24 protein-coding genes are annotated in these 20951 nt (G+C 68.9%); 14 read left to right on the top strand and 10 right to left on the bottom strand.

Annotated features, from left to right (window positions below; translation table 11 throughout):
- The first annotated feature begins 44 nt into the window (after positions 1 to 44).
- From ACFSCU_RS12500 to ACFSCU_RS12480, 5 genes are read left to right on the top strand one after another with little or no spacing between them, the layout of a single operon-like run.
- On the top strand, positions 45 to 563 hold the full coding sequence (locus ACFSCU_RS12500) for a DUF4142 domain-containing protein (RefSeq protein WP_377560841.1): 519 nt from the start codon (positions 45 to 47) through the stop codon (positions 561 to 563).
- A gap of 19 nt (positions 564 to 582) precedes the next feature.
- Positions 583 to 930 carry a cupredoxin domain-containing protein gene (locus ACFSCU_RS12495; RefSeq protein WP_377560840.1) on the top strand — a complete coding sequence of 116 codons (348 nt, stop codon included), beginning with the start codon at positions 583 to 585 and terminating at the stop codon, positions 928 to 930.
- A gap of 28 nt (positions 931 to 958) precedes the next feature.
- Positions 959 to 2521, top strand: a complete 1563-nt coding sequence (locus ACFSCU_RS12490) for an FAD-dependent oxidoreductase (RefSeq protein ID WP_377560838.1) — start codon at positions 959 to 961, stop codon at positions 2519 to 2521.
- The gene (locus tag ACFSCU_RS12485) at positions 2518 to 2871 is read left to right on the top strand and encodes a carboxymuconolactone decarboxylase family protein (RefSeq protein ID WP_333706379.1); all 354 of its coding nucleotides are present in this window, start codon (positions 2518 to 2520) and stop codon (positions 2869 to 2871) included. Before ACFSCU_RS12490 ends, ACFSCU_RS12485 begins: the two co-directional genes overlap by 4 nt.
- A 20-nt stretch (positions 2872 to 2891) precedes the next feature.
- Positions 2892 to 3275: a DUF488 domain-containing protein gene (locus ACFSCU_RS12480; protein WP_180551430.1), complete on the top strand. Its 384-nt coding sequence runs from the start codon at positions 2892 to 2894 to the stop codon at positions 3273 to 3275.
- A 6-nt stretch (positions 3276 to 3281) separates the two neighbouring features.
- Here ACFSCU_RS12480 and ACFSCU_RS12475 read toward each other — a convergent pair whose 3' ends face one another.
- From ACFSCU_RS12475 to ACFSCU_RS12455, 5 genes are all read right to left on the bottom strand, one after another.
- The gene (locus ACFSCU_RS12475; RefSeq protein ID WP_377560837.1) at positions 3282 to 4007 is read right to left on the bottom strand and encodes a Crp/Fnr family transcriptional regulator; all 726 of its coding nucleotides are present in this window, start codon (positions 4005 to 4007) and stop codon (positions 3282 to 3284) included.
- Between the two features lie 213 nt (positions 4008 to 4220).
- Positions 4221 to 4595: a type II toxin-antitoxin system VapC family toxin gene (locus ACFSCU_RS12470; RefSeq protein ID WP_180551429.1), complete on the bottom strand. Its 375-nt coding sequence runs from the start codon at positions 4593 to 4595 to the stop codon at positions 4221 to 4223.
- Positions 4592 to 4807: a type II toxin-antitoxin system VapB family antitoxin gene (locus ACFSCU_RS12465; RefSeq protein WP_180551428.1), complete on the bottom strand. Its 216-nt coding sequence runs from the start codon at positions 4805 to 4807 to the stop codon at positions 4592 to 4594. Before ACFSCU_RS12465 ends, ACFSCU_RS12470 begins: the two co-directional genes overlap by 4 nt.
- Positions 4808 to 4870: 63 nt before the next feature.
- Positions 4871 to 6169, bottom strand: coding sequence for an O-acetylhomoserine aminocarboxypropyltransferase/cysteine synthase family protein (locus ACFSCU_RS12460; RefSeq protein ID WP_377560835.1), 1299 nt, complete (start codon positions 6167 to 6169; stop codon positions 4871 to 4873).
- A 170-nt stretch (positions 6170 to 6339) separates the two neighbouring features.
- Positions 6340 to 7425, bottom strand: a complete 1086-nt coding sequence (locus ACFSCU_RS12455) for a DUF6817 domain-containing protein (protein WP_180551427.1) — start codon at positions 7423 to 7425, stop codon at positions 6340 to 6342.
- A 122-nt stretch (positions 7426 to 7547) separates the two neighbouring features.
- Here ACFSCU_RS12455 and ACFSCU_RS12450 point away from each other — a divergent pair, with 122 nt between their 5' ends.
- From ACFSCU_RS12450 to mnmC, 3 genes are all read left to right on the top strand, one after another.
- Complete coding sequence (locus ACFSCU_RS12450) at positions 7548 to 7820, top strand: oxidative damage protection protein (protein ID WP_180551426.1); 273 nt, start codon at positions 7548 to 7550, stop codon at positions 7818 to 7820.
- 99 nt (positions 7821 to 7919) lie between these two features.
- Entirely contained in the window at positions 7920 to 8243 is a 324-nt protein-coding gene (locus ACFSCU_RS12445; RefSeq protein WP_257645881.1) for a ParB N-terminal domain-containing protein, read from the top strand.
- Positions 8244 to 8307: 64 nt separating this feature from the next.
- Entirely contained in the window at positions 8308 to 10347 is a 2040-nt protein-coding gene (gene mnmC / locus ACFSCU_RS12440) for a bifunctional tRNA (5-methylaminomethyl-2-thiouridine)(34)-methyltransferase MnmC2/FAD-dependent 5-carboxymethylaminomethyl-2-thiouridine(34) oxidoreductase MnmC1 (protein ID WP_377560832.1), read from the top strand.
- Between the two features lie 78 nt (positions 10348 to 10425).
- On the opposite strand, the gene ACFSCU_RS12435 is transcribed toward mnmC, so the two are convergent.
- The 4 genes from ACFSCU_RS12435 to ACFSCU_RS12420 all read right to left on the bottom strand — a co-directional run bounded on the left by ACFSCU_RS12435 (position 10426) and on the right by ACFSCU_RS12420 (position 14133).
- Complete coding sequence (locus ACFSCU_RS12435) at positions 10426 to 11658, bottom strand: branched-chain amino acid ABC transporter substrate-binding protein (protein ID WP_377560830.1); 1233 nt, start codon at positions 11656 to 11658, stop codon at positions 10426 to 10428.
- A 96-nt stretch (positions 11659 to 11754) separates the two neighbouring features.
- The gene (locus tag ACFSCU_RS12430; protein ID WP_377560828.1) at positions 11755 to 12135 is read right to left on the bottom strand and encodes a hypothetical protein; all 381 of its coding nucleotides are present in this window, start codon (positions 12133 to 12135) and stop codon (positions 11755 to 11757) included.
- Between the two features lie 3 nt (positions 12136 to 12138).
- The gene (locus ACFSCU_RS12425; protein ID WP_180551424.1) at positions 12139 to 12567 is read right to left on the bottom strand and encodes a DNA polymerase III subunit chi; all 429 of its coding nucleotides are present in this window, start codon (positions 12565 to 12567) and stop codon (positions 12139 to 12141) included.
- A 30-nt stretch (positions 12568 to 12597) separates the two neighbouring features.
- Entirely contained in the window at positions 12598 to 14133 is a 1536-nt protein-coding gene (locus tag ACFSCU_RS12420; RefSeq protein WP_180551423.1) for a leucyl aminopeptidase, read from the bottom strand.
- Positions 14134 to 14159: 26 nt separating this feature from the next.
- Here ACFSCU_RS12420 and lptF point away from each other — a divergent pair, with 26 nt between their 5' ends.
- From lptF to ACFSCU_RS12390, 6 genes are all read left to right on the top strand, one after another.
- A complete protein-coding gene (gene lptF / locus ACFSCU_RS12415; RefSeq protein WP_180551422.1) occupies positions 14160 to 15260 on the top strand; it encodes an LPS export ABC transporter permease LptF in 1101 nt (366 codons plus the stop codon).
- Positions 15257 to 16366 (top strand): LPS export ABC transporter permease LptG, encoded by a 1110-nt coding sequence (lptG, locus tag ACFSCU_RS12410; protein WP_333707117.1) that lies wholly within the window; start codon positions 15257 to 15259, stop codon positions 16364 to 16366. The genes lptF and lptG overlap by 4 nt, the downstream gene beginning before the upstream one ends.
- Position 16367: 1 nt before the next feature.
- On the top strand, positions 16368 to 16754 hold the full coding sequence (locus ACFSCU_RS12405) for a sirohydrochlorin chelatase (protein WP_308645890.1): 387 nt from the start codon (positions 16368 to 16370) through the stop codon (positions 16752 to 16754).
- 44 nt (positions 16755 to 16798) lie between these two features.
- Positions 16799 to 17740, top strand: coding sequence for a CysB family HTH-type transcriptional regulator (locus ACFSCU_RS12400; RefSeq protein ID WP_180551420.1), 942 nt, complete (start codon positions 16799 to 16801; stop codon positions 17738 to 17740).
- A 234-nt stretch (positions 17741 to 17974) separates the two neighbouring features.
- Complete coding sequence (locus ACFSCU_RS12395; protein ID WP_180551419.1) at positions 17975 to 19138, top strand: pyridoxal phosphate-dependent aminotransferase; 1164 nt, start codon at positions 17975 to 17977, stop codon at positions 19136 to 19138.
- 144 nt (positions 19139 to 19282) lie between these two features.
- Positions 19283 to 19795 carry an EVE domain-containing protein gene (locus tag ACFSCU_RS12390; RefSeq protein WP_377560826.1) on the top strand — a complete coding sequence of 171 codons (513 nt, stop codon included), beginning with the start codon at positions 19283 to 19285 and terminating at the stop codon, positions 19793 to 19795.
- A gap of 80 nt (positions 19796 to 19875) precedes the next feature.
- Here ACFSCU_RS12390 and ACFSCU_RS12385 read toward each other — a convergent pair whose 3' ends face one another.
- Positions 19876 to 20832, bottom strand: coding sequence for a class I SAM-dependent methyltransferase (locus ACFSCU_RS12385; RefSeq protein ID WP_377560825.1), 957 nt, complete (start codon positions 20830 to 20832; stop codon positions 19876 to 19878).
- Positions 20833 to 20951: the final 119 nt, after the last annotated feature.

The following is a 20951-nucleotide window of genomic DNA, read 5'->3' as shown; positions in this document are numbered from 1 at the left end:
CTCCTCGCACAACCGGTATCGGTCCAACGCTGAAGGAGCGCATCATGAACAGACCCTCGATTCTCTTCTCGGCCGTGCTGCTGGCCGCCGGCACCTCGGTCGCCATGGCCCAGGGCCCGAGCGATGCCCAGATCGCCGCCATCGTCGTCACCGCCAACCAGGTCGACATCGACGTCGGCAAGTTTGCGCAGACCAAGGCCCACGCCGCCGACGTCAAGGCCTTTGCCAGGCAGATGGTGACCGACCACACGGGCGTCAACAAGCAGGCCGCAGAACTGGCGAACCGGCTCAAGCTCACGCCCGAGGACAACCCGACGGCGCAAAGCCTCCAGCAGGGGGGCGTCGATGCGCTCAAGACGCTCGAGCCGCTGAAAGGCGCCGCGTTCGACAAGGCCTACATCGCACGCGAGGTCGACTACCACACGCAGGTCATCGATGCGATCGACAAGACCCTGATTCCGAGCGCACAGAACGCCAAGCTGAAGGCGCTGCTGGTCAACTCCCGGCCGGCCTTCGTCGGCCACCTGGAGCACGCGAAACAGATCCAGGCCAAGCTGAAATGACGCGCAGGCAGGCATCGACATGGCCGCAGCCCCCCACGCCCCGTGCACGCGCCGCCACGCGCTGCTGATCGCGGCCGGCATGGCGGTGGCATCCGTCGCGCGGGCGCGGGCGCGCCTGCCGGTGCGGCACACCGTCGTCATGGCGGCAACGGCCTATGCGCCGCTGACCCTGACCGTGCGGCGCGGCGACAGCGTGGAGTGGATCAACAAGGACCCGTTTCCGCACACCGTCACCTGCGCTGGCGTGTTCGATTCGCAGAGCATCGCCGAAGGCGCGCGCTGGACTTATCGTGCCGACAGGCGCGGCCGCTTTGCCTACACCTGCACCTTCCACCCCAACATGAACGGCACCCTGGTGGTGACCTGAGGGCCGCCACCGCCACCGGAGAACGACCATGGCCAGCGACGACACTTTTCTCACCGGCCCCGACCTCGCCCAGGGCGTGGCCTCGTCGGCGCTCGCTGACGGTGCGATGCTGCTCGGCCACGCGCATGGCGAGTCGCTGATCCTGGTGCGCCAGGGCGGCCAGCTGTTCGCCGTCGGCGCCGTCTGCACGCACTGGAACGGGCCGCTGGCCGACGGCCTGCTGGTCGGCGACACGGTGCGCTGCCCCTGGCACCACGCGGCCTTCAGCCTGCGCACCGGCGAGGCGGTGCGCGCGCCGGCGCTCAAGCCCATCACCTGCCGCCAGGTCGAGGAAATCGACGGCCGCGTCTGCGTGCGCCAGAGCACCCCCACCCTGCCGCGCAAGGCCGCGCCGCCCGAGGTGTTGCAACCCATCGTCATCGTGGGCGGCGGCGCCGCAGGCCAGGCGGCGGCCGAGGCATTGCGCCGCGCGGGCCACGAGGGCAGCATCACCCTGTTCAGCGCCGACCCGGACCTGCCCTGCGACCGGCCCAACCTGTCGAAGTACTACCTGGACGGCAGTGCATCCGATGACTGGGTGCCGCTGCGTCCGGCGTCGTTCTATGAAGACCAGCGCATCGACCTGCGGCTCGGCATGCGCGTGGCCGCCATCGACACCGCGCGGCGCGAGGTGCAACTGGAGGACGGCAGCCGGCATGGCTTCGACGCCCTGCTGCTGGCCACCGGCGCCGAGCCGGTGCGACTGCCGCTGCCCGGTGCCGACCTGCCGCACATGCGCTACCTGCGCAGCTGGGCCGATGCCCGCGCGCTGGCGGCCGCGGCCGGCACAGCCAGGCAAGCCGTCGTCATCAGCGCCAGCTTCATCGGGCTGGAGGTGGCGGCCTCGCTGCGCAAGCGCGGCCTGCGCGTGCACGTGGTGGGGCGCGAGACGGCCTTGATGGAGCGCGTGCTGGGCACCGACGTCGGTGCCTTCCTGCGCCGCCTGCACGAGCAGCACGGCGTGGTCTTTCACCTCGGCGTCACGCCCGAAACCATCGACGCGCGCGGCGTCTTGCTGTCGAACGGCGAGACGCTCGCCGCCGACCTGGTCGTGATCGGCGTCGGCGTGCGTCCGGCGCTGGCGCTGGCCGAACAGGCGGGCCTGGCGCTGGATCGCGGCGTGACGGTCGACGAGTACCTGCAGACCAGCGTGCCCGGCATCTACGCCGCGGGCGACATCGCGCGCTGGCCCGACCCGCACAGCAGCGCGCCGATCCGCGTCGCGCACTGGGTGGTGGCGCAGCGCCTGGGCCAGGTGGCGGCGCACAACATGCTGGGGCAGCGCGAGCGCTTCCAGATGCTGCCGTTCTTCTGGACCGAGCAGTTCGACTTCGGCCTGGCCTACGTGGGCCATGCCGAAGGCTTCGACCAGGTGGTAATCGACGGCGACATCGACGCACGCGACTGCCGCATCTCCTACCGGCGCGCCGGGCAGGAGCTGGCAGCTGCCTTCGTCCACCGCGATCTCGAAGGCCTGCGCACCGAACGCGCGTTCGAGAACGCACTGGCCGCCGCCGCCCCGGCCCCGACGACCACGAGGAGCACCGCATGAACACCGACATGTACCCCCCGGCCTCGCGCGAACTCAACGCGCGGCGCGAGCAACTGACGCCTGATGCCACCAAGGCCTTCCAGGCCTTCGGCAAGGCCGTGTTCGCCGACGGCGCCCTGCCCGCCAAGACCAAGGAACTGATCGCCGTGGCGGTCGCCCATGTCACACAGTGCCCCTACTGCATCCGCGGCCACACTGCCAGCGCGCTGCGCAAGGGCGCCACCGAGCAGGAGCTGATGGAGGCCATCTGGGTCGCCGCCGAGATGCGTGCCGGCGCCGCCTATGCGCACTCCAACCTGGCGCTGGACGCCATGTCGCAGCACGCCGCGCGCCACCCGGCGGCGGGTTGAGGCCAGCGAAGGCGCCAGTGATGAGCCGCATCGCCGCATCCCGCGTGCGCTTGAAGCGCGCCTACGCGCCGCCCGCCGCCAGCGACGGCATGCGCGTGCTGATCGACCGGCTGTGGCCGCGCGGCGTGCGCAAGGACGCGGCGGCGCTGGACCTCTGGCTCAAGGACATCGGCCCCAGCACCGAACTCCGCAAGTGGTTCGGGCACGAGCCGTCGCGCTGGGCCGAGTTCCGCCGCCGCTACGCCGACGAGATCGCGCAGAAGCCGCAGCTGCTGGCGCAGCTGCGCGACATCGCGCGCCAGGGCGTGCTGACGATGGTCTATTCAGCCCACGACGAGCAGCACAACGATGCCCTGGTGCTGCAGGAACTGATCCTGCACCCACCCACCGCCACCGGGCCTTGACCGCCCTCAGCGCCGCAGCGGCAGCGTGCGCGACAGTAGCCGGTCGTACTCGCGCCTGACCACGCCGTAGCATTCGCAGGCGCGCCGCTCCAGCGCCGGGCGGTCGAACACCGTGATGCGGCCACGCCGGTACTCGATCAGGCCCTCGCGGCTCAGCCGGCCGGCCGCCTCGGTCACCCCCTCGCGGCGCACGCCCAGCATGTTGGCGATGAGTTCCTGCGTCATCACCAGTTCGTTGCCGGGCAGGCGATCCAGGCTCAGCAGCAGCCAGCGGCACAGCTGCTGCACCACGGCGTGGTGCCGGTTGCACACCGCGGTCTGCGACATCTGCGTCATCAGCGCCTGTGTGAAGCGCAGCAGCAGCTGCATGACCGCCGGCTGGCGTTCGAACTCCGTCATCAGGAAATCCGCGCGCACCCGCAGCCCCCGGCCCGCGCTCTGTACCACCGCGCGGCTCAGCGTGCTGCCGCCGCCCATGAACAGCGGCATGCCGACCAGCCCTTCATGGCCGATCACCGCAATCTCGGTGGAACCACCGTCCTCCAGCAGATAGACCAGGCAGACGATGGCCGTGAGCGGAAACACCGCGTGCGAGATGCGCGCGCCCGATTCGCGCAGCACGGCGCCCAGCGGCAGGTCGACGTCCTCCAGCTCGGGCCACCAGCGCGCGAACACCTCGTCCGGCAGCAGCGCCAGCAGCCGGTTCTTGCAGGCCAGTTCGCGGGCAACCACCACCACGCTCCTATGGGATCGACGTCCCGAAGCAGCTTACCCCCCATCCCATGGCGGGGCCAGCTTTTACCGGCTGCGCTGGTGGGGTCTTGGCCGTCAGGCCATCTTCACCGCCGTGCCCGTCACCGAGACCAGCATCATCCCGTTGGTCTCGCCCAGCACCTCGTAGTAGAAGTCGTGGTTTCCTTGGCGGGCATGGCGCGGGCGCTGGCGTCAATGGGATTCTGGCGCCCAAGCAACGCCCAGATCGGTCGCCGCAGCGTGCAGGCGCTTGTCGCGCGTCCACAGCCGGGCATCGGCGGCCAGCAGCGTGGCGGCCAGCAGATGCACGTCGATCCAGCCCAGGCCACGGCCGGCAAGCTGGTGCTGCTCGACCGCGTGCAGCACTTCGTCGTGCTCGGCCTGCGGCGCCGGCGGCAAGGCAGCCAGCAGGTCGAGCACGTCACGGCGGTTCTTCAGATGGCCAAGCGCGATTTCGCCGATGACGAAAGGGTGTATCGCGATGGCGCCCTGCTCCAGCGCCCGCGCCAGATCGGCATCGCCCTGGCGCAGGTGATCGACCCAGACCGAGGTGTCGGCCAGGATCATGGGCGCCTGGTCTTGGGTGCGGGTTCGCCCTGGCGGCGTGGCGCCGCCGCCAGCCGCGGCTCGCTGCCGCCCAGCCGCGCCAGGCGGCGCGCGCTTTCGCGCTCGATCAGGGCACGCAACGCTTCGGCCAGCAGCGCCGAGCGGTCCTGCACGCCGCTCAGCGCGCCGGCGCGCCCGAGCAAGGCTTCATCCAGGGTAACGGTGGTACGCATTGAAACGATTCCTGCATCAATATCGACATCATTTTATGCGATTCTTGATGCCAAGAGCCGGCGTCACACCTTCGCCAGCGCCTGATCCAGGTCGGCCAGCAGGTCGTCGATGTGCTCGATGCCGACGCACAGGCGCACGGTTTCCTCTTTCACGCCGGTCTTGGCTAGCTCTTCGGGCGAGAGCTGGCGGTGCGTGGTGCTGGCCGGGTGCGTGGCCAGCGACTTGGTGTCGCCGATGTTGACCAGGCGCGTGAACAGCTGCAGCGCGTCGAGAAAGCGCGCGCCGGCGGCGCGGGCATCGTCGCCGGGGGCGGATTTGACGCCGAAGGTGAACAGGCCCGAAGCGCGCCCGCCCATGTAGTGCTGCGCCAGCGCGTGGTCTTCGTGATCGGGCAGGCCGGCGTAGCTGACCCAGGCCACCTTGGCGTGCTGCTGCAGATGCTGCGCCACCTTCATCGTGTTCTCGCAGATGCGGTCCATGCGCAGCGCCAGGGTTTCGATGCCCTGCAGGATCTGGAAGGCGTTGAAGGGCGACAGCGCCGCGCCGGTGTTGCGCAGCGGCACGACGCGGGCGCGCCCGATGAAGGCCGCCGGGCCCAGGGCCTCGGTGTAGACCACGCCGTGGTAGCTCACGTCGGGTTCGTTCAGGCGCTTGAAGCGCGCCTTGTGCTCGGCCCAGGGAAACCTGCCGCTGTCGACGATGGCGCCGCCCAGCGAGGTGCCGTGGCCGCCCATGTACTTGGTGAGGGACTGGATCACGATGTCGGCGCCGTGCTCGATGGGGCGCATCAGGTAGGGGCTGGCGACGGTGTTGTCGACGATCAGCGGCACGCCGTGCCGGTGCGCGATGGCGGCCACGCTGGCGATGTCGGTGATGTTGCCGGCCGGGTTGCCGATGCTCTCGACGAACACGGCCTTGGTGCGTTCGTCGATCAGCTTGTCGAAGCTCTGCGGGTCGCGGTGGTCGGCAAAGCGCGTGGTGATGCCGAGCTGCGGCAGCGTGTGGGCGAACAGGTTGTAGGTGCCGCCGTACAGCGCGGTGCTGCTGACGATGTTGTCGCCCGCCTCGGCGATGGTCTGGATGGCGTACATGATGGCCGCCTGCCCCGAGGCAACGGCCAGCGCACCAATGCCGCCCTCCAGCGCCGCCACGCGCTTTTCCAGCACGTCGTTGGTGGGGTTCATGATGCGGGTGTAAATGTTGCCCGGCACCTTGAGGTCGAACAGGTCGGCGCCGTGCTGCGCGCTGTCGAAGGCATAGGCCACGGTCTGGTAGATCGGCACGGCGACCGACTTGTTGGTCGGGTCGGGCGAATAGCCGGCGTGGACGGACTGGGTTTCAAACTTCCATTGCTGCGACATGGGGTTCTCCTGAAAGGTCGATAACTATAAAAAAAATAGCTGCCAGCGCTTGCTGGATAAGCGCTGGAGGCCAAAAACACTTGAAAACCTGAAATCCAGGCGGTATCGCCGCAGTCTAGCCGCCGATCACGTGGTGCCACGCACCGCGCTCAGACGATTTCGTCATGCGCTTATGCAGCGTCCGGTCGCAGCGCCACGTTGTTGAGCTTGTCCAGCCGCTCGGGCCAGTCGCGGGTGATGGCGCCCTGGCGCAGGATGCGCGCCCAGGCGATCCAGGCGTCCCACTGCACGCGCTTGTCCCAGGCGTTGCCCCAGCTGCTGTAGCACTGCAGCGCGCCCTCGGCGGCGGCGCGCGCATCGTCGTGGCGGCCGGCGATCAGGTACAGCTGCGCCAGCAGCATCTGCGGCTCGCCCACCCACGGGTTCAGGCGCACGGCCTGCTCCAGCGTGGCGATGCTGGCCTGCGGCTGCACCAGCGGTTGCTGCTGCTGCACCACCGACCAGTACAGCGCCGAGGCGGCGGCCTCGTCGGCTTCGGGCAGCACGCGGGTGCAGTGGTCGAACACCGGCGGCATGGGCAGCCGCCCCTGCAGCGCCGGGTGCCGCAGTGCCGCGCCCAGGCGGCTGATCAGCGCATAAATGCGGCTGGGCGTGCGCATCGGCCCCGGCCACAGCGCGGCGGCCCAGTGCACGGCTTGCGGCGTCTGGTGCAGGAAGGGAAAGCCGGCGTAAATGTCTTCCTGCCAGGCAAACCATTGCTCGCAGAAGTCGGCCATGCTGACCACGGTGAAGGCGGCCACCACATCGGGCGGCAGCGTGCGGTCATCCAGCACCACGCTGCCGTCGGGCTCGATCTGCCCAGCCTGCACCTTCTGCGTGAACTGCGTGCGCGAGGCGGTGCAGAACAGGTGCACCAGCTCCTCCGCCGGCTCGCCCACGGCCTCGCGCAGGCGGGCGCGCTCGCTGGCGGCGTCGAACTTCACCAGATCGACATAGGCGTTGCCGTACACGCTGTGCAGCAGGCCCAGCAGGCGCACGTCGCGCGGCTGCCGCCACAGCGCCAGGCTGCGTGCCACGCCCACCAGGTGGTGGCGGAAGGTGCCGGCCTTGTGCCAGTCCTGCCCCACGCCGCGCGCCAGCACGATGGGCAGCACGGGTGCCAGGTCGGGGTCGGCCGACAGCCATTCGTCGTCCAGCAGCGCTTGTGCGCGGGCGAACAGGTCGGCATCGAGGGTGGGCAGCGGCAGGTCGGTCATGGCGATCATCCGGAAGGGGCGCGAAAGCAGCGGCCAGTGTAGTCAGCATGCGGATCAGGGCTTGGGCAAACTTGCTAAAGTCCCGTGACCCCCCAAGACACACGAACAACGCAAGGATTTACATGGCACGCATGGTCAACTGCATCAAGCTCGGCAAGGAAGCCGAGGGCCTGGACTTTCCGCCCTACCCCGGCGAGCTGGGCAAGCGCATCTGGGAAAGCGTCAGCAAGGAAGCCTGGCAGCAATGGCTGGGCCACCAGACCATGCTGGTGAACGAGAACCGCCTGAACCTGGCCGACCAGCGGGCGCGCGAATACCTCAAGCGCCAGATGGAGAACCACTTCTTCGGCGCCGGCGCCGACCAGGCCGCGGGCTACGTGCCGCCCAGCGCCTGAGCCGTTGCAGCCCACGGCCGACGCTCCGAAGCCGAACTGGCGCGCCTGCGCCGCCAGTACCACTTTCGCCCCGGCCCCGACGGCCTGCGCGCCTGGGACGTGCACCGGCTGATCCGCCTGGCGCGCCACCTGCCGGTAACCCAGGTGCCGCTGACCGACATCCGCGAACTGGACGAGCCCTACTGGTTCAGCCACGAGGGCGACGCGCCCACGCCGCGCGCCATCGCCCTTCACGTGCAGTTGATGGACGCCTGCGACCTGCGCTGGCCCATCATCCTGAGCGCCGACGGCGGCGTGATGGACGGCATGCACCGCGTGGCCCAGGCGCTGCGGCTGGGACACACGCACATCAGCGCACAGCGCTTTGCGACCGACCCGGCGCCCGACTACGTCGGCATGGGGCCGCAGGAACTGCCTTATTGATCAAATTGGCCTCCAGCGCCCGTCTGACAAGCGCGAGCAGCTATCAATTGATTAGCAAAAAAGGATGACCAACCCGACCATCCAGTGGCGCGACGATGGCACGCCCTTCAGCCCGCGTTTCGGTGACATCTACCGCAACACGGGCAGTGACGGTCGCGGCGGCCTCGCCCAGGCGCGTCAAGTGTTCCTGCAGGGCTGTGGCCTGCTGTCGACGGCTGAAGAAGCCACGGCATGGGCAGGCGCCCCCTGCTGGGCCGTGCTGGAGACAGGTTTTGGCCTCGGCCTCAACTTCCTCGCCACCTGGCACACATGGCGGCAAGACCCCAGGCGCCCGGCCCGCCTGTTCTACAGCGCGGTCGAAGCCTTCCCGCCCGAGCCCGCCGACCTGATCCGCAGCGTCGCCGCCTTCCCCGAACTGGCACCGCTGGCCGCCGAACTGGCGGCCCGGTGGCATGGCCTGCTGCCGGGCGTGCACCGCCTGCGGCTGGATGACGAGCGCGTGCAGCTGACGCTGTCCATCGGCGATGTGCAACCCGCGCTGGCGGAGCTGACGGGTGAGCACGACACCATCTACCTCGACGGTTTCGACCCCGTGCGCAACCCCGCCATGTGGAGCCTGCACACACTCAAGGCCGTGGCGCGGCTGGCGCGGCGCGGTGCCCGTGCGGCCACCTGGTGCGTGGCGCGCGAGGTGCGTGAAGCCATGACGGCGGCCGGCTTCGACGTCGAGCGCGTGCCCGGCCTGCCCCCCAAGCGGCACGCACTGCAGGCCCGCTATGCGCCGCGCTGGGCGGCACGCCGTCGCACCCTCGCCGATGAGCCAGCGCGTGTGGCGGGGCCGGGGCGCTGCGTGGTCATCGGCGCCGGTCTGGCAGGCGCCTCGGTGGCGTACAGCCTGGCGCAGCGCGGCTGGCAGGTGACAGTGCTGGACCGCGCCGCCGAGCCTGCCAGTGGTGCGAGCGGCCTGCCGGCCGGCGTGGTGGCGCCGCATGTCTCGCCCGACGATCGCCCGCTGTCGCGCCTCACACGCGCCGGCGTGCGCGCCACCTTGCAGCGCGCGCAGGCGCTGCTGCGCGAAGGCACCGACTTCGGTGCGACCGGCGTTCTGGAGCGCCACGCACCCGGCGAACGCCGGTTGCCGCCGAGCTGGCAGGATGCCCCGCAAACCGAAGCGACTCGTACCGATTCTGTGGCCTCCGACAACCAGGAAACCATTGAAAACGCGGCCATCGCTGGCGTACGGCTGGACGACGCCCACCAGGCCCTGTGGCATGCACAGGCCGGGTGGATTCGACCGGCCACCCTGGTGCGCGCCATGCTAAAGGCCCCACGCATCACCTGGCGCGGCGACACAGCCGTGTCCCGCATCGAGTCGCACGGGGCGCTGTGGCGCGTGGTAGACGCAGGCGGCGAGTTCATCACCGAGGCCGAACAGGTGTTCATCACCGCCGGTTTCGATTCGCTGGCGCTGCTGCAGACAGCCGCGCCCGCCGCACCACCATTGCACGCGCTGCGCGGCCAGGTCGCCTTCGGTCTCATGCCCGATGGCACGGCCGCCGATGCGCTGCCGCCCTTCCCGGTCAACGGCCAGGGCAGCCTGATCGCGCATCTGCCGGGCGAGCACGGGCCTTGGTGGATCACCGGCTCCACCTTCGAGCGTGGCAACACGCAGCCCGAACTGCTGCCCGCCGATCACGACGCCAACCTCGAACGCCTGTCCGAGCTGCTGCCGCGCGCCGCCGAGGCGCTGCAAGGCCAATGGTCCGACGGCCGCGCCCAGGCCTGGGCTGCGGTGCGCGCCACCCTGCCCGATCGCCTGCCCGCCGTTGGCGCGTGGGGTGCTGCCAGCAACGCGGCTTCAGTAGAAAAAGTGGCCATAAGCGCCACCGACAAAGCGCCAGCAGCTATTGAAATAGAAGCAAACGAGCAACCCCTGCCGCTGCATCTGTTGGCCGGCCTGGGAGCCCGCGGCCTGACGCTGGCCGTGCTGTGTGGCGAGATTGCGGCAGCGCAGTTGCACGGTGAACCCTTGCCGGTGGCCGCATCGCTGGCCCGGCGTCTCCGTGCAGACCGCTGGTGGCCGCGCGACACGGGGAATCACTGACGCCCACGAAAAAGGCCACCCGAAGGTGGCCTGTGTCGCCAACCGCAACCGCGTGCGCGGTTGCGGTGACGGACAGCATCAATCCAGCGGCGTCTTCTTGCCGTCCACGTAGTGGTGCAGCGTGATGGCGGCGTTCTTCATCTCGCCGTTGGGCTCGAACTGGATGTTGGCGGTGACGCCCTTGTAGTCCGACTCGGCCAGCTTGGCCGTGTAAACCGCCGGATCGACCGAGTCGGCACGCTTCATGGCGTCCGCCAGCAGCATGGTCGCGTCGTAGGTGTACGGGCTGTAGATCTGGTATTGATTGGGGTACTTGGCGTCGTAGCGGGCCTTCCACTCCACGCCGCCCGGCATCTTCTGGATCGAAGAGCCGCCTTCGGCGCAGATCATCTTGCCCAGCGTCTTGGCGCCAGCAGCCAGCTTGGCGATCTCGGTGGTGCAGATGCCGTCGCCACCGAAATAGTTGACTTCACCCAGGCCCAGTTGCTCCATCTGGCGCAGCATGGGGCCCGCCTGGGCGTCCATGCCACCGAAGAAGATGCCGTCGGGATTCTTCGACTTGATGGCCGTCAGGATGGCCATGAAGTCGGTGGCCTTGTCGGTGGTGAACTGCTCGTCCACGATCTCGATGCCCTTGGTCTTGGCGGTCTCGGCAAACACCTTCGCCACGCCCTGGCCGTAGGCCGTGCGGTCGTCGATGACGGCGATCCGCTTCAGCTTCAGGTTGTCGGCAGCGTAGTTGGCCAGGCCAGCACCCAGCGCCAGGTCGTTGGCGATGATGCGGTAGGTGGTCTTGTAGCCGGGCTTGGTCAGGTCAGGGTTGGTGGCCGCGCCGGTGACGTGCGGGATGCCGCAGTCGTTGTAGACCTTCGAAGCCGGGATGGTGGTGCCCGAGTTCAGGTGACCCACCACGCCGTTCACCTTGGCGTCGCACAGCTTCTGCGCGGCGGCGGTGCCCTGCTTGGGATCGGCGGCGTCGTCCTCGGCCTGGATCTCGAACTTGATGGTCTTGCCGCCGATGACGATGTTCTGCGTGTTCAGATCCTCGATCGCCATGCGCGAGCCGTTCTCGTTGTCCTTGCCGTAGTGCGCCTGCGGGCCCGACACCGGCGCCACGTGGCCGATCTTGACGACCTGCGTCTCACCCCCTGCGGCGGCTGCGGGCGCTGGGGCCGGTGCAGGCGCGGCGGCAGGTGCCTCGGCGGCTGGCGCGGGCGCTGGTGCGGGGGCTGGGGCCTCTTCCTTCTTGCTGCAGCCCACGGCAACAAAGGCACCCACCACGGCCGCGGCCCAAGTCAGCTTCAAATTCATTTCACTACCTCCAAGGTGTTGGTTAAGCCGGAAACGTTAGCGCATGCGGCCGGTCAGCGACATCAGGGAACACGCTAGTGTCTGACCGATGCCGAATTACGGGTTTTCACCTAGAGGGCGCGCCCCCGAATCGCCCTGAACCAGCGACTTGGCCACGGCCTCGCGCACCACGTCGGCCACGGCTTTCTGCACCCGGCCGTTGAAGCCCAGCATCTGCTCATGCAGCACGCGGCCGATGGCTTCGCTGATCAGGCGGTCGAGATCGGGGCCCAGGCGGGCCAGCAGCTCGTCGGCCGTGGCCATGGCGTGATCGGCGGCGCTGACGGCCGGGGGCACGGCGGGGACCGGATTTGCCGCGGCTTCGGCGGCGGCCGGCGGCACCTGCGCGGGCTCGGGCGCGGTGTCGATCTTCACCACTTCGGTCAGCGTGGGCACGAAGCGCGGGGGCTGTGCGGCGGGGGCGTCTTCGTTCGACAAGGCTTACTCCTTGGCGGCCAGGTCGTGCCGCTTGATCTGGTAGCCGCGGTCGGCATAGTGGCGCCAGCGCTGGCGTGCGTGGGCGCGGTCGGTGTCGTCGGTGGCCACCAGCTCGATCAGGCGCTCGAAGCGCTCGAAGCCCGACGGCACGGCAGCACCCAGGTGCACCAGCACCCCGGCCTGGGGCAGCTGCGCACAGTTTTCGGCCAGCACGATGGGCGTGGCGCCCAGAACGGGTGCGGGCGCAGTGGCCAGGCAGTGCGGGATGAAATCCAGCGCCGAAAAGCTCCACAGCTGGGTGTTCAGCGCGTCCAGCGTATCGGCCGGCGCCACCACGCCCACCGGCCCGCCCGCGGCATAGGCCTTGCGCAGCAAACGGCAGGCGTAGCCCAGCTTGTCGGGCACGTTGAAATGAAAGGCCACCTCAGTCATGACTTCCGACCCCTTGCGGCCGCAGGCGGATCAGCCGCGCTTGCCCTTGCCGGACTTGCGCCTGGCGGCCTTGGCCGGCTTGGGCTCGGCTGCCGCCACGCCCTCCTGCCCCAGCAGGTAATGCACCAGCAGGCCCACCGGTCGGCCGGTGGCGCCCTTGGCGGCGCCACCCTTCCAGGCCGTGCCGGCGATGTCCAGGTGCGCCCAGGCGAACTCGGATGCAAAGCGTTGCAGGAATTTCGCCGCCGTCACCGCACCGGCCGGGCGGCCGCCCACGTTGGCCACATCGGCAAAGTTGGTTTTCAGCGCCTCGGCGTAGTCGTCGTCCAGCGGCAGGCGCCAGCACAGGTCGCCGGCGCGGTCGCCAGCGGCCAGCAGGGCATCGGCCAGCCCATCGTCGCTGGCGAACAGGCCGCTGCGCACGCCACCCAGCGCGATCACGCAGGCGCCGGTCAGCGTGGCGATGTCGATCACGGCGCGTGGCTTGAAGCGCTCGGCGTAGGTCAGCGCATCGCACAGCACCAGGCGGCCTTCGGCATCGGTGTTCAGCACCTCGATGGTCTGGCCGCTCATGCTCGTGACCACGTCGCCGGGTTTCAGCGCGCCGCCATCGGGCATGTTTTCGCACGCGGGGATCAGGCCGACCACGTTCACCGCCGGCTTCAGCTCGCCCAGCGTGCGGAACACGCCCAGCACGCTGGCCGCGCCGCTCATGTCGAACTTCATCTCGTCCATCTCGGGCGCCGGCTTCAGCGACACGCCACCCGTGTCGAACGTGATGCCCTTGCCCACCAGCACCACCGGCGCCTGCGACTTGGCGGCGCCGTCGTAGCGCAGCACGATGAAGCGCAATTCTTCCTTCGAACCCTGCGCCACGGCCTGGAACGAGCCCATGCCCAGCCTGGCCACTTCCTTCGGACCCAGCACCTCGCAGTTCACGCGCGGTAGCTTGCCCAGCGCCTGCGCTGCCTCGCCCAGCATCGTGGGCGTGGCGTGGTTGGCCGGGCGGTTGGCCCATTCGCGCGCCTCCCGCACGCCGCTGGCAATGGCCACGGCCTGGCGGAACGGCTCGCGCAGCGCCTCGGCCTCGGGCACGCCGATGACGGCCTCGGTGATGCGTGGCGGCTCCTTGGCCTTGTCCTTGTCGCCCTTCGGCTTCTTGCTGCTCTTGGTGGCGGTGTAGACGTAGCACGCGTCGGCCAGCGCCAGCGTGGCGGCGCGCAGGGCGCCTTCGTCGGCCGACTGGGCAAAGCACAGCGTCAGCGCCTTGGCCGGGCTACCCTTGAGCGCGCCCACGGCGGCGCCCACGGCCTTGCGCACCTTGGCGGCGCTGCCATCGCCCACGCCGGCCAGCACCACGCGCTCGGCCGCCACGCGGGCGGCGCCATAGCTCGACAGCACCGAACCGGCCTCGGTCTTGAAGTCCTCGCTGCCGCGGGCGCGTTCGATGAGCGCCGACAGCGCGTCGTCGCCGGGTTCAAAGCCATCGGCCACCAGCACGATCAGGGCGGGTGTCTTGCCGGCGGCGGCTTCCGCCAGGCGGAGCGGTCTGAGTTCGAGGTGCATAATCCAGTTTTTCCTTCTCTCGCGCGATGTTATTCGATTCCTCCCTGCGCAAAGAGCTGGGCCGCAGCTTCGGCGCGACCCTGGTGGTGCTGGTCACCATCGTGATGACGGTGATGCTGATCCGCACGCTGGGCCAGGCCTCGGTGGGGCGCGTCAACCCGTCCGAGGTGATGCTGGTGATGGGCTTCACGGTGCTCGGCCACCTGCCCACCATCCTCACGCTCAGCCTGTTCGTGGCCATCACCGCCACGCTGACGCGCATGTACGCCGCCAGCGAGATGGTGGTGTGGTTCGCCAGCGGCCAGGGGCTGTTCACCTTTCTCAAGCCCATCCTGCGCTTTGCCTGGCCGGTGCTGCTGGCGGTGGCGGTGCTGGCCATCGTGGTGTGGCCGTGGTCCAACCACCAGATCCGCGAGTTGCGCGACCGCTACCAGGGGCGGGGCGACATTGAGCGCGTGGCGCCCGGCCGCTTCATCGAATCGGCCGGCGGCCAGCGCGTGTTCTTCATCGACAAGGACACGGCCGACGCGCAGACCGGCAACAACATCTTCATCGCCGCCAACGAGCGCGGCATGGAGACCGTGACCTCCGCCCAGAGCGGCCGGCTCGACGTGGTCAAGGGCGAGCGCTTCGTGATCCTGGACAAGGGCTACCGCCTGGAGACCGACACCGCCAGCGGCGAAACCCGCGTGAGCAACTTCGTCGAATACGGCAACCGCATCAGCCCGCAGATCGTCGGCCCCACCGACAACGATTCGCCGCGCATGAAGCGCACCACCGTGCTGATGGGCGACCCCACGCCGCGCCACAAGGCCGAGCTGTCGTGGCGCCTGGGGCTGACGCTGGCGGCGCTCAACTGCGTCATCATCGCCCTGGCCGCCACGCGCGTGAACCCGCGCGTGGGCCGCAGCGCGGGGCTGATGTTCGCGCTGTTCGCCTTCGCCACCTACTACAACCTGATCGGCGTTGGCGAGAGCTGGATCGGCCACGGCAAGATCGGGCTGCTGCCCTTCATGCTGCTGCTGCACGGCGGCATCTTCGCGCTGGCCATGGGGGCGCTGCTGGCGCGCCATGCCGGCTGGTTCAGCGTGCGGCGCCTGCTGCCGGCGCGCCGGGGCACCGCATGAGAACCATCCGCCGCCTGATCTACAGCGAGGTGCTGCGCGCCGTCGGCTTCGTCACCCTGGCCTTCCTGGCGCTGTTCTTCTTTTTCGACATGGTCGACCAGATGGGCGAGCTGAACCAGGGTGCATCGCGCGGCTACACCGTGGGCTATGCGCTGCTGTACGTGGCGCTGCAGGTGCCCAACCACCTGTACGAGCTGCTGCCCATCGCCGTGCTGATCGGCACCATCTTCGTCATGGCGCGGCTGGCCAGCAGCTCCGAGTTCACCATCCTGCGCACCAGCGGGCTGGGGCCGCTGCGCGCGCTGGGCACGCTGCTGCTGCTCGGCGTGGCGTTCGTGGCCGTCACCTTCGTGTTCGGCGACTACGTGGCTCCCGCTGCCAACCGCACGGCGCAGACGCTGCAGGCGCGCTTTCTGGGCGACATCACCGTGGGCCGCACCGGCGCCTGGATGAAGGACCGGCAGGAGGGCCGCAACTACTCGGTCAACGTCGGCGCGCTCGCGTCCGACGGCACCCTGAACCAGGTGCGCATCTACGAGTTCGCCAACGACAGCGGGCGCCTGCTGTCCACCACCAAGGCCGCGCACGGCCGCTTTGGCGATCATGGCTGGGACCTGCAGGACGTGGAGCGCCGCAGCTTCGAGCAGGCCACCCAGGCCGCACAGCCGCGCGTCGAAGTCGTCCGGCTGGCCGAGTGGCAATGGCCCACCGGGCTCTCGCTCGACATGGTGGCCGCTGCCCTGCTGAGCCCCGACCGCATGCAGACGGTGGACCTGTTCCAGTACATCAACCACCTGCAGGACAACGGCCAGAACGCCCAGCGCTACGAGATCGAGTTCTGGCGCAAGGTGTTCTACCCGCTCAGTTGCCTGGTGATGATGGTGCTGGCCCTGCCCTTCGCCTACCTGCACTTCCGCGCCGGCAACATCGCCGGCTACGTGTTCGTGGGCGTGCTGGTGGGCATCAGCTTCTTCCTGCTGAACAACGTGTTCGGCTTTGTCGGCAACCTGCGCAACTGGGAGCCCTGGCTGGCCGCCGCCGCGCCGGGCATCATCTATTCGCTGCTGTCGCTGGGCGCCTTCGGCTGGCTGGTATTGAGGCAGTAACGTGACCGCGCCATCAACCCGCCCCGCCATCGTGCTGTTCGCCCACGGCTCGCGCGATCCGCTGTGGCGCGCACCCATCGAGGCCGTGGCCGAGCGCATCCGCACCCTGGCACCCGGTGCCGCCGTGGCCTGCGCCTATCTTGAATACACCGAGCCGACGCTGGAGACCGTGGTGGCGCAGCTGGCCGGCAGCGGCGCCACCGCCATCGCCGTGTGGCCCATGTTCCTGGGCACCGGGCGGCACGCGCGCGACGATCTGCCGCGCCTCGTCGATGCCCTGCGCGCCCAGCATCCGGGCATTGATTTCACGCTGCAAGCCGCGATTGCCGAGCACCCCGACGTGCTGCACGCCATGGCCGCCGCCGCCCTGCAGAGCGGCCACCCTTAGACGGGTTTCGGCATAATGATGGGGTTCTATATTCAACAAACCCCATGAACCTGCACCAATTCCGCTTCGTGCAAGAAGCCGCGCGCCGGGGCCTGAACCTGACCGAAGCGGCCAAGGCCCTGCACACCTCGCAGCCCGGCGTCTCCAAGGCCATCATCGAGCTGGAAGAAGAACTGGGCATCGACATTTTCACCCGCCACGGCAAGCGCCTGAAGCGCATCACCGAACCCGGCCAGCACGTGCTCGACAGCATCGCCATCATCATGCGCGAGGTCGGCAACCTCAAGCGCATTGGCGAGCAATACAGCGCGCAGGACACCGGCACGCTGTCGATCGCCACCACCCACACCCAGGCGCGCTACGTGCTGCCACTGCCCGTGGCCAAACTGCGCGAGCAATACCCCAAGGTCAACATCAGCCTGCACCAGGGCGCGCCCGACCAGGTGGCGCGCATGGTGATCGAGGAAACGGCCGAAATCGGCATCGCCACCGAATCGCTGGCCAACTACCCCGAACTCGTCACCCTGCCCTGCTACGAATGGCAGCACGTGCTGGTGCTGCCTGCCACCCACCCGCTGGCGAAGAAGGAGCGCCTGACGCTGGAGGACATTGCGTCCGAGCCGCTCATCACCTATCACCCCTCGTTCACCGGCCGCACCCGCATCGACAACGCCTTCGCCCAGCGCCAGCTCACGCCCCGCGTCGTGCTGGAGGCCATCGACTCCGACGTCATCAAGACCTACGTGCGCCTGGGGCTGGGCATCGGCATCGTGGCCGAGATGGCCGTGGCCGCCGACAAGGACACCGACCTCGCCACCCGCCCGCTGGGCCAGCTGCTGGGCCAGAACGTGGCGCGCATCGCCCTCAAGCGCGGCGCCTACCTGCGCGACTTCGTCTACCACTTCGCCAGCCTGCTGTCCGACCGGCTCGACAAGAACCTGATCCTCAAAGCCATGACCGGCCACGTGGCCGACTATGAGCTGTGAGCACGATGGCACCGCCGATGATGAAGCCCTCGTGCTGTGGGAGCGGGCTTGCCCGCGATGGCAGCGCATCACCCACACGCAGGCCCCATCGCGGGCAAGCCCGCTCCCTCAACACTGCCAAGAATCATCAATAACAATAGCTGCTTGCGCCCGTCAATAGCCATTTTCAGATATTTTTCTCTTGAAACCATTACCTGACAAGCGCAACCCACTATCAAAATTTCACTTCGCCCCATGACCACCCCCACCTTCCCCTCGCGCCTGCCCAACGTCGGCACCACCATCTTCACCGTCATGTCGGCGCTGGCCGTGCAGCACAAGGCCGTCAACCTGGGCCAGGGCTTCCCGGATTTCGATTGCGACCCCAAGCTGGTCGACGGCGTCACCACCGCCATGCAGCAGGGCCACAACCAGTACCCGCCCATGACCGGCATCGCCCCGCTGCGCGAGGCCATTGCTGCAAAAATCGAAGCGCTCTACGCCCGCCGCTACGATGCCGCGGCAGAAATCACCGTCACCGCCGGCGCCACCCAGGCCATCCTCACCGCCATCCTGTGCTGCGTCGGCCCCGGCGACGAAGTCATCGTGCTCGAGCCCTGCTACGACAGCTACGTCCCCAACATCGAGTTGGCCGGCGCCACCGTCGTGCGCGTGCCCCTCACCCCCGGCACCTTCCGCCCCGATTTCGACAAGATCGCCGCCGCTTTGAGCCCCAAGACCCGCGCCATCATCATCAACACCCCGCACAACCCCAGCGGCACCGTCTGGTCGCCCGCCGACATGCGCCGGCTGGATGAACTGCTCGCCCCCACCAACGTGCTGGTGATCAGCGACGAGGTGTACGAACACATGGTCTACGCCCCGCTGCAACACGAAAGCGTGGCGCGCTATCCGGGCCTCGCCGCGCGCAGCTTCATCGTCAGCAGCTTCGGCAAGACGTACCACGTCACCGGCTGGAAGGTCGGCTACGTCGCCGCCCCCGCCGCGCTCACCGCCGAATTCCGCAAAGTGCACCAGTTCAACGTGTTCACCGTCAACACCCCCATGCAGCACGGCCTGGCCAGCTACATGCAGGACCCGGCGCCGTACCTGAACCTGCCCGCGTTCTACGCCGCCAAGCGCGATCTGTTCCGCGCCGGGCTGGCCCGCACCAAGTTCCGCCTGCTGCCGTGCGAAGGCACTTACTTCCAGAGCGTCGCCATCGATCAGCTGGCCGTGCCGGAGCGCGAGCTGAGCGAAGCCGACTTCTGCCAGTGGCTGACACGCGAGATCGGCGTGGCCGCCATCCCGCTGTCGGCCTTCTACGGCGATGGCTTCGACCAGAAAGTGGTGCGCTTTTGCTTCGCCAAGAAGGACGACACCTTGCGCGCCGCGCTGGAGCGGCTGGCGCGGCTCTGACTCGGCAGGCCGCAGCGCCTCATCCGCTATACCGTTGATAGCTTCTGGCGCAGGTCCAGCCTGCTTCAACGCCTGATTTCTTTGAAATTCTTGGCGTGGTGACGGGTCTGCGCCAAGCGCCGCCCTGGCGCGCACAATTGCCCCATGCCCGCTCGACCCACCTGCGCCGCCGCACCGCCGCTGACCACCGCCAACCGCGCCCCGCGCTACTGGCTGATGAAATCCGAGCCGGCGGAGTGCAGCATCGACGACGCCCTGGCCGCGCCCGGCCAGACCGTTCCCTGGACCGGCGTGCGCAATTACCAGGCACGCAACTTCATGCGCGATGCGATGCAGGTCGGCGACGGCGTGCTGTTCTACCACTCCAGTTGCCCGGCGCCGGGCATTGCCGGGCTGGCGCGCGTCGCTTCGCCCACCCGCGCGGACCCGACGCAGTTCGACCCCGCATCGCCCTACCACGACCCCCGATCGCCGACCGACAAGCCGCGCTGGCTGCTGCTGGACGTGCAGGCGCTGCGCAAGACGCGCCTGGTTTCGCTGGCCGACCTGCGCGCCGTGCCCGAACTGGCCGACATGCGCGCGCTGCAGCGCGGTAACCGCCTGTCGATCACGCCGGTCACCGCGGCCGAGTGGGAACGCATCCAGGCGCTGATCTGACGGTCGGCGCGCGCCGGCGGCAACGCGGCCAGTAAGGCTGACCAGGGCGGCAGGCTGATCAAGCGCAGCGCGTGCGCCGCTCAGGCCGGTGCGCGGTAGACGATCACCTTCAGCGAGCGCGCTTCGTCGCGGTCGGCAAACACCGGCGGGTTCGGCAGCCGACCGACGCGCTGCAGGCCGGGCGCCTGTTCGCGCATCGCGTCGTCCAGGAACGCGGGGCCCAGTTCCGGTGCGTTCAGGCACAGCAGCGCCTGGCCGCCGGGCGCCAGCAGGTCGGGCAGGCGCCGCATCAGCCGCGGGTAGTCCTTGGTGGCGACGAAACTGCCCTTCTGGTAACTGGGCGGATCAACAATCACCAGATCGTAGGGACCGCTGCGCGTCAGCTTGCCCCAGGACGAAAAGACGTCGTGCGCCAGGAAACTGGCGCCGCTGGCGATGCCGTTCAGGCGGTGGTTCTGTTGCCCGGCGGCCAGCGCGCCGCGGCTCATGTCCACGTTGACAACCTGCGCTGCACCGGCCTGCATTGCCACCACGGAAAACGCGCAGGTGTAGGCAAACAGGTTCAGCACCTTGGGGCCGCGCCCTGGCGCGCGAGCGGCGTGCCCGGCCACTTGCTCGCGCACCCAGCGCCGGCCCTCCGCCATGTCCAGAAACAGGCCATGGTTCTGGCCGCGCAGCACGTGCACGCCGTAGCGCGTGGCGCCTTCCGTGACCACCTGCGGATCGGGCACGCTGCCGCTCATCAAGCGGGTGGCGTCCGCCCCCGCGCCGCGTGCCGCCTCGCCGCGCTGCTGAAAGACCCAGTTCAGCGGCACGCCGCCCGGTGCGATCTGCGCCCAGCGCCGCTGCAGCGCATCGCCGATGGTGGCGAGCTGCGCATCCGTCACCGGCGCGAAGCTGGTGAGGACGAAAACCGGCGGGTAGGCGTCCAGCACCCAGTGCTCCTCACCTGGGTAGCGCCCTCCGCGGCCGTGAAAGATGCGGACGGCATCGCCGGGCCAGGCCATGCCGTCAATGGCGCGCAGGAGTTCGTTCATCGTGTGAGGAGATGGATGGGAAATTTAAAGCAAAAAGTGGCTGAAACGCCCGTCCACCGGGCGCGAGCAGCTATCGTTTTCATGACATATCAATGCCGTCCACGACCCGGTGGGAGGAT

The sequence above is a fragment of the Ottowia beijingensis genome, assembly GCF_042680925.1.
In the GTDB taxonomy this organism is placed as follows: Bacteria; Pseudomonadota; Gammaproteobacteria; order Burkholderiales; family Burkholderiaceae_C; genus Ottowia; species Ottowia beijingensis.
Note: the sequence above shows the minus strand (reverse complement) of the source record. Positions and strands in the feature narration are given on the sequence as shown.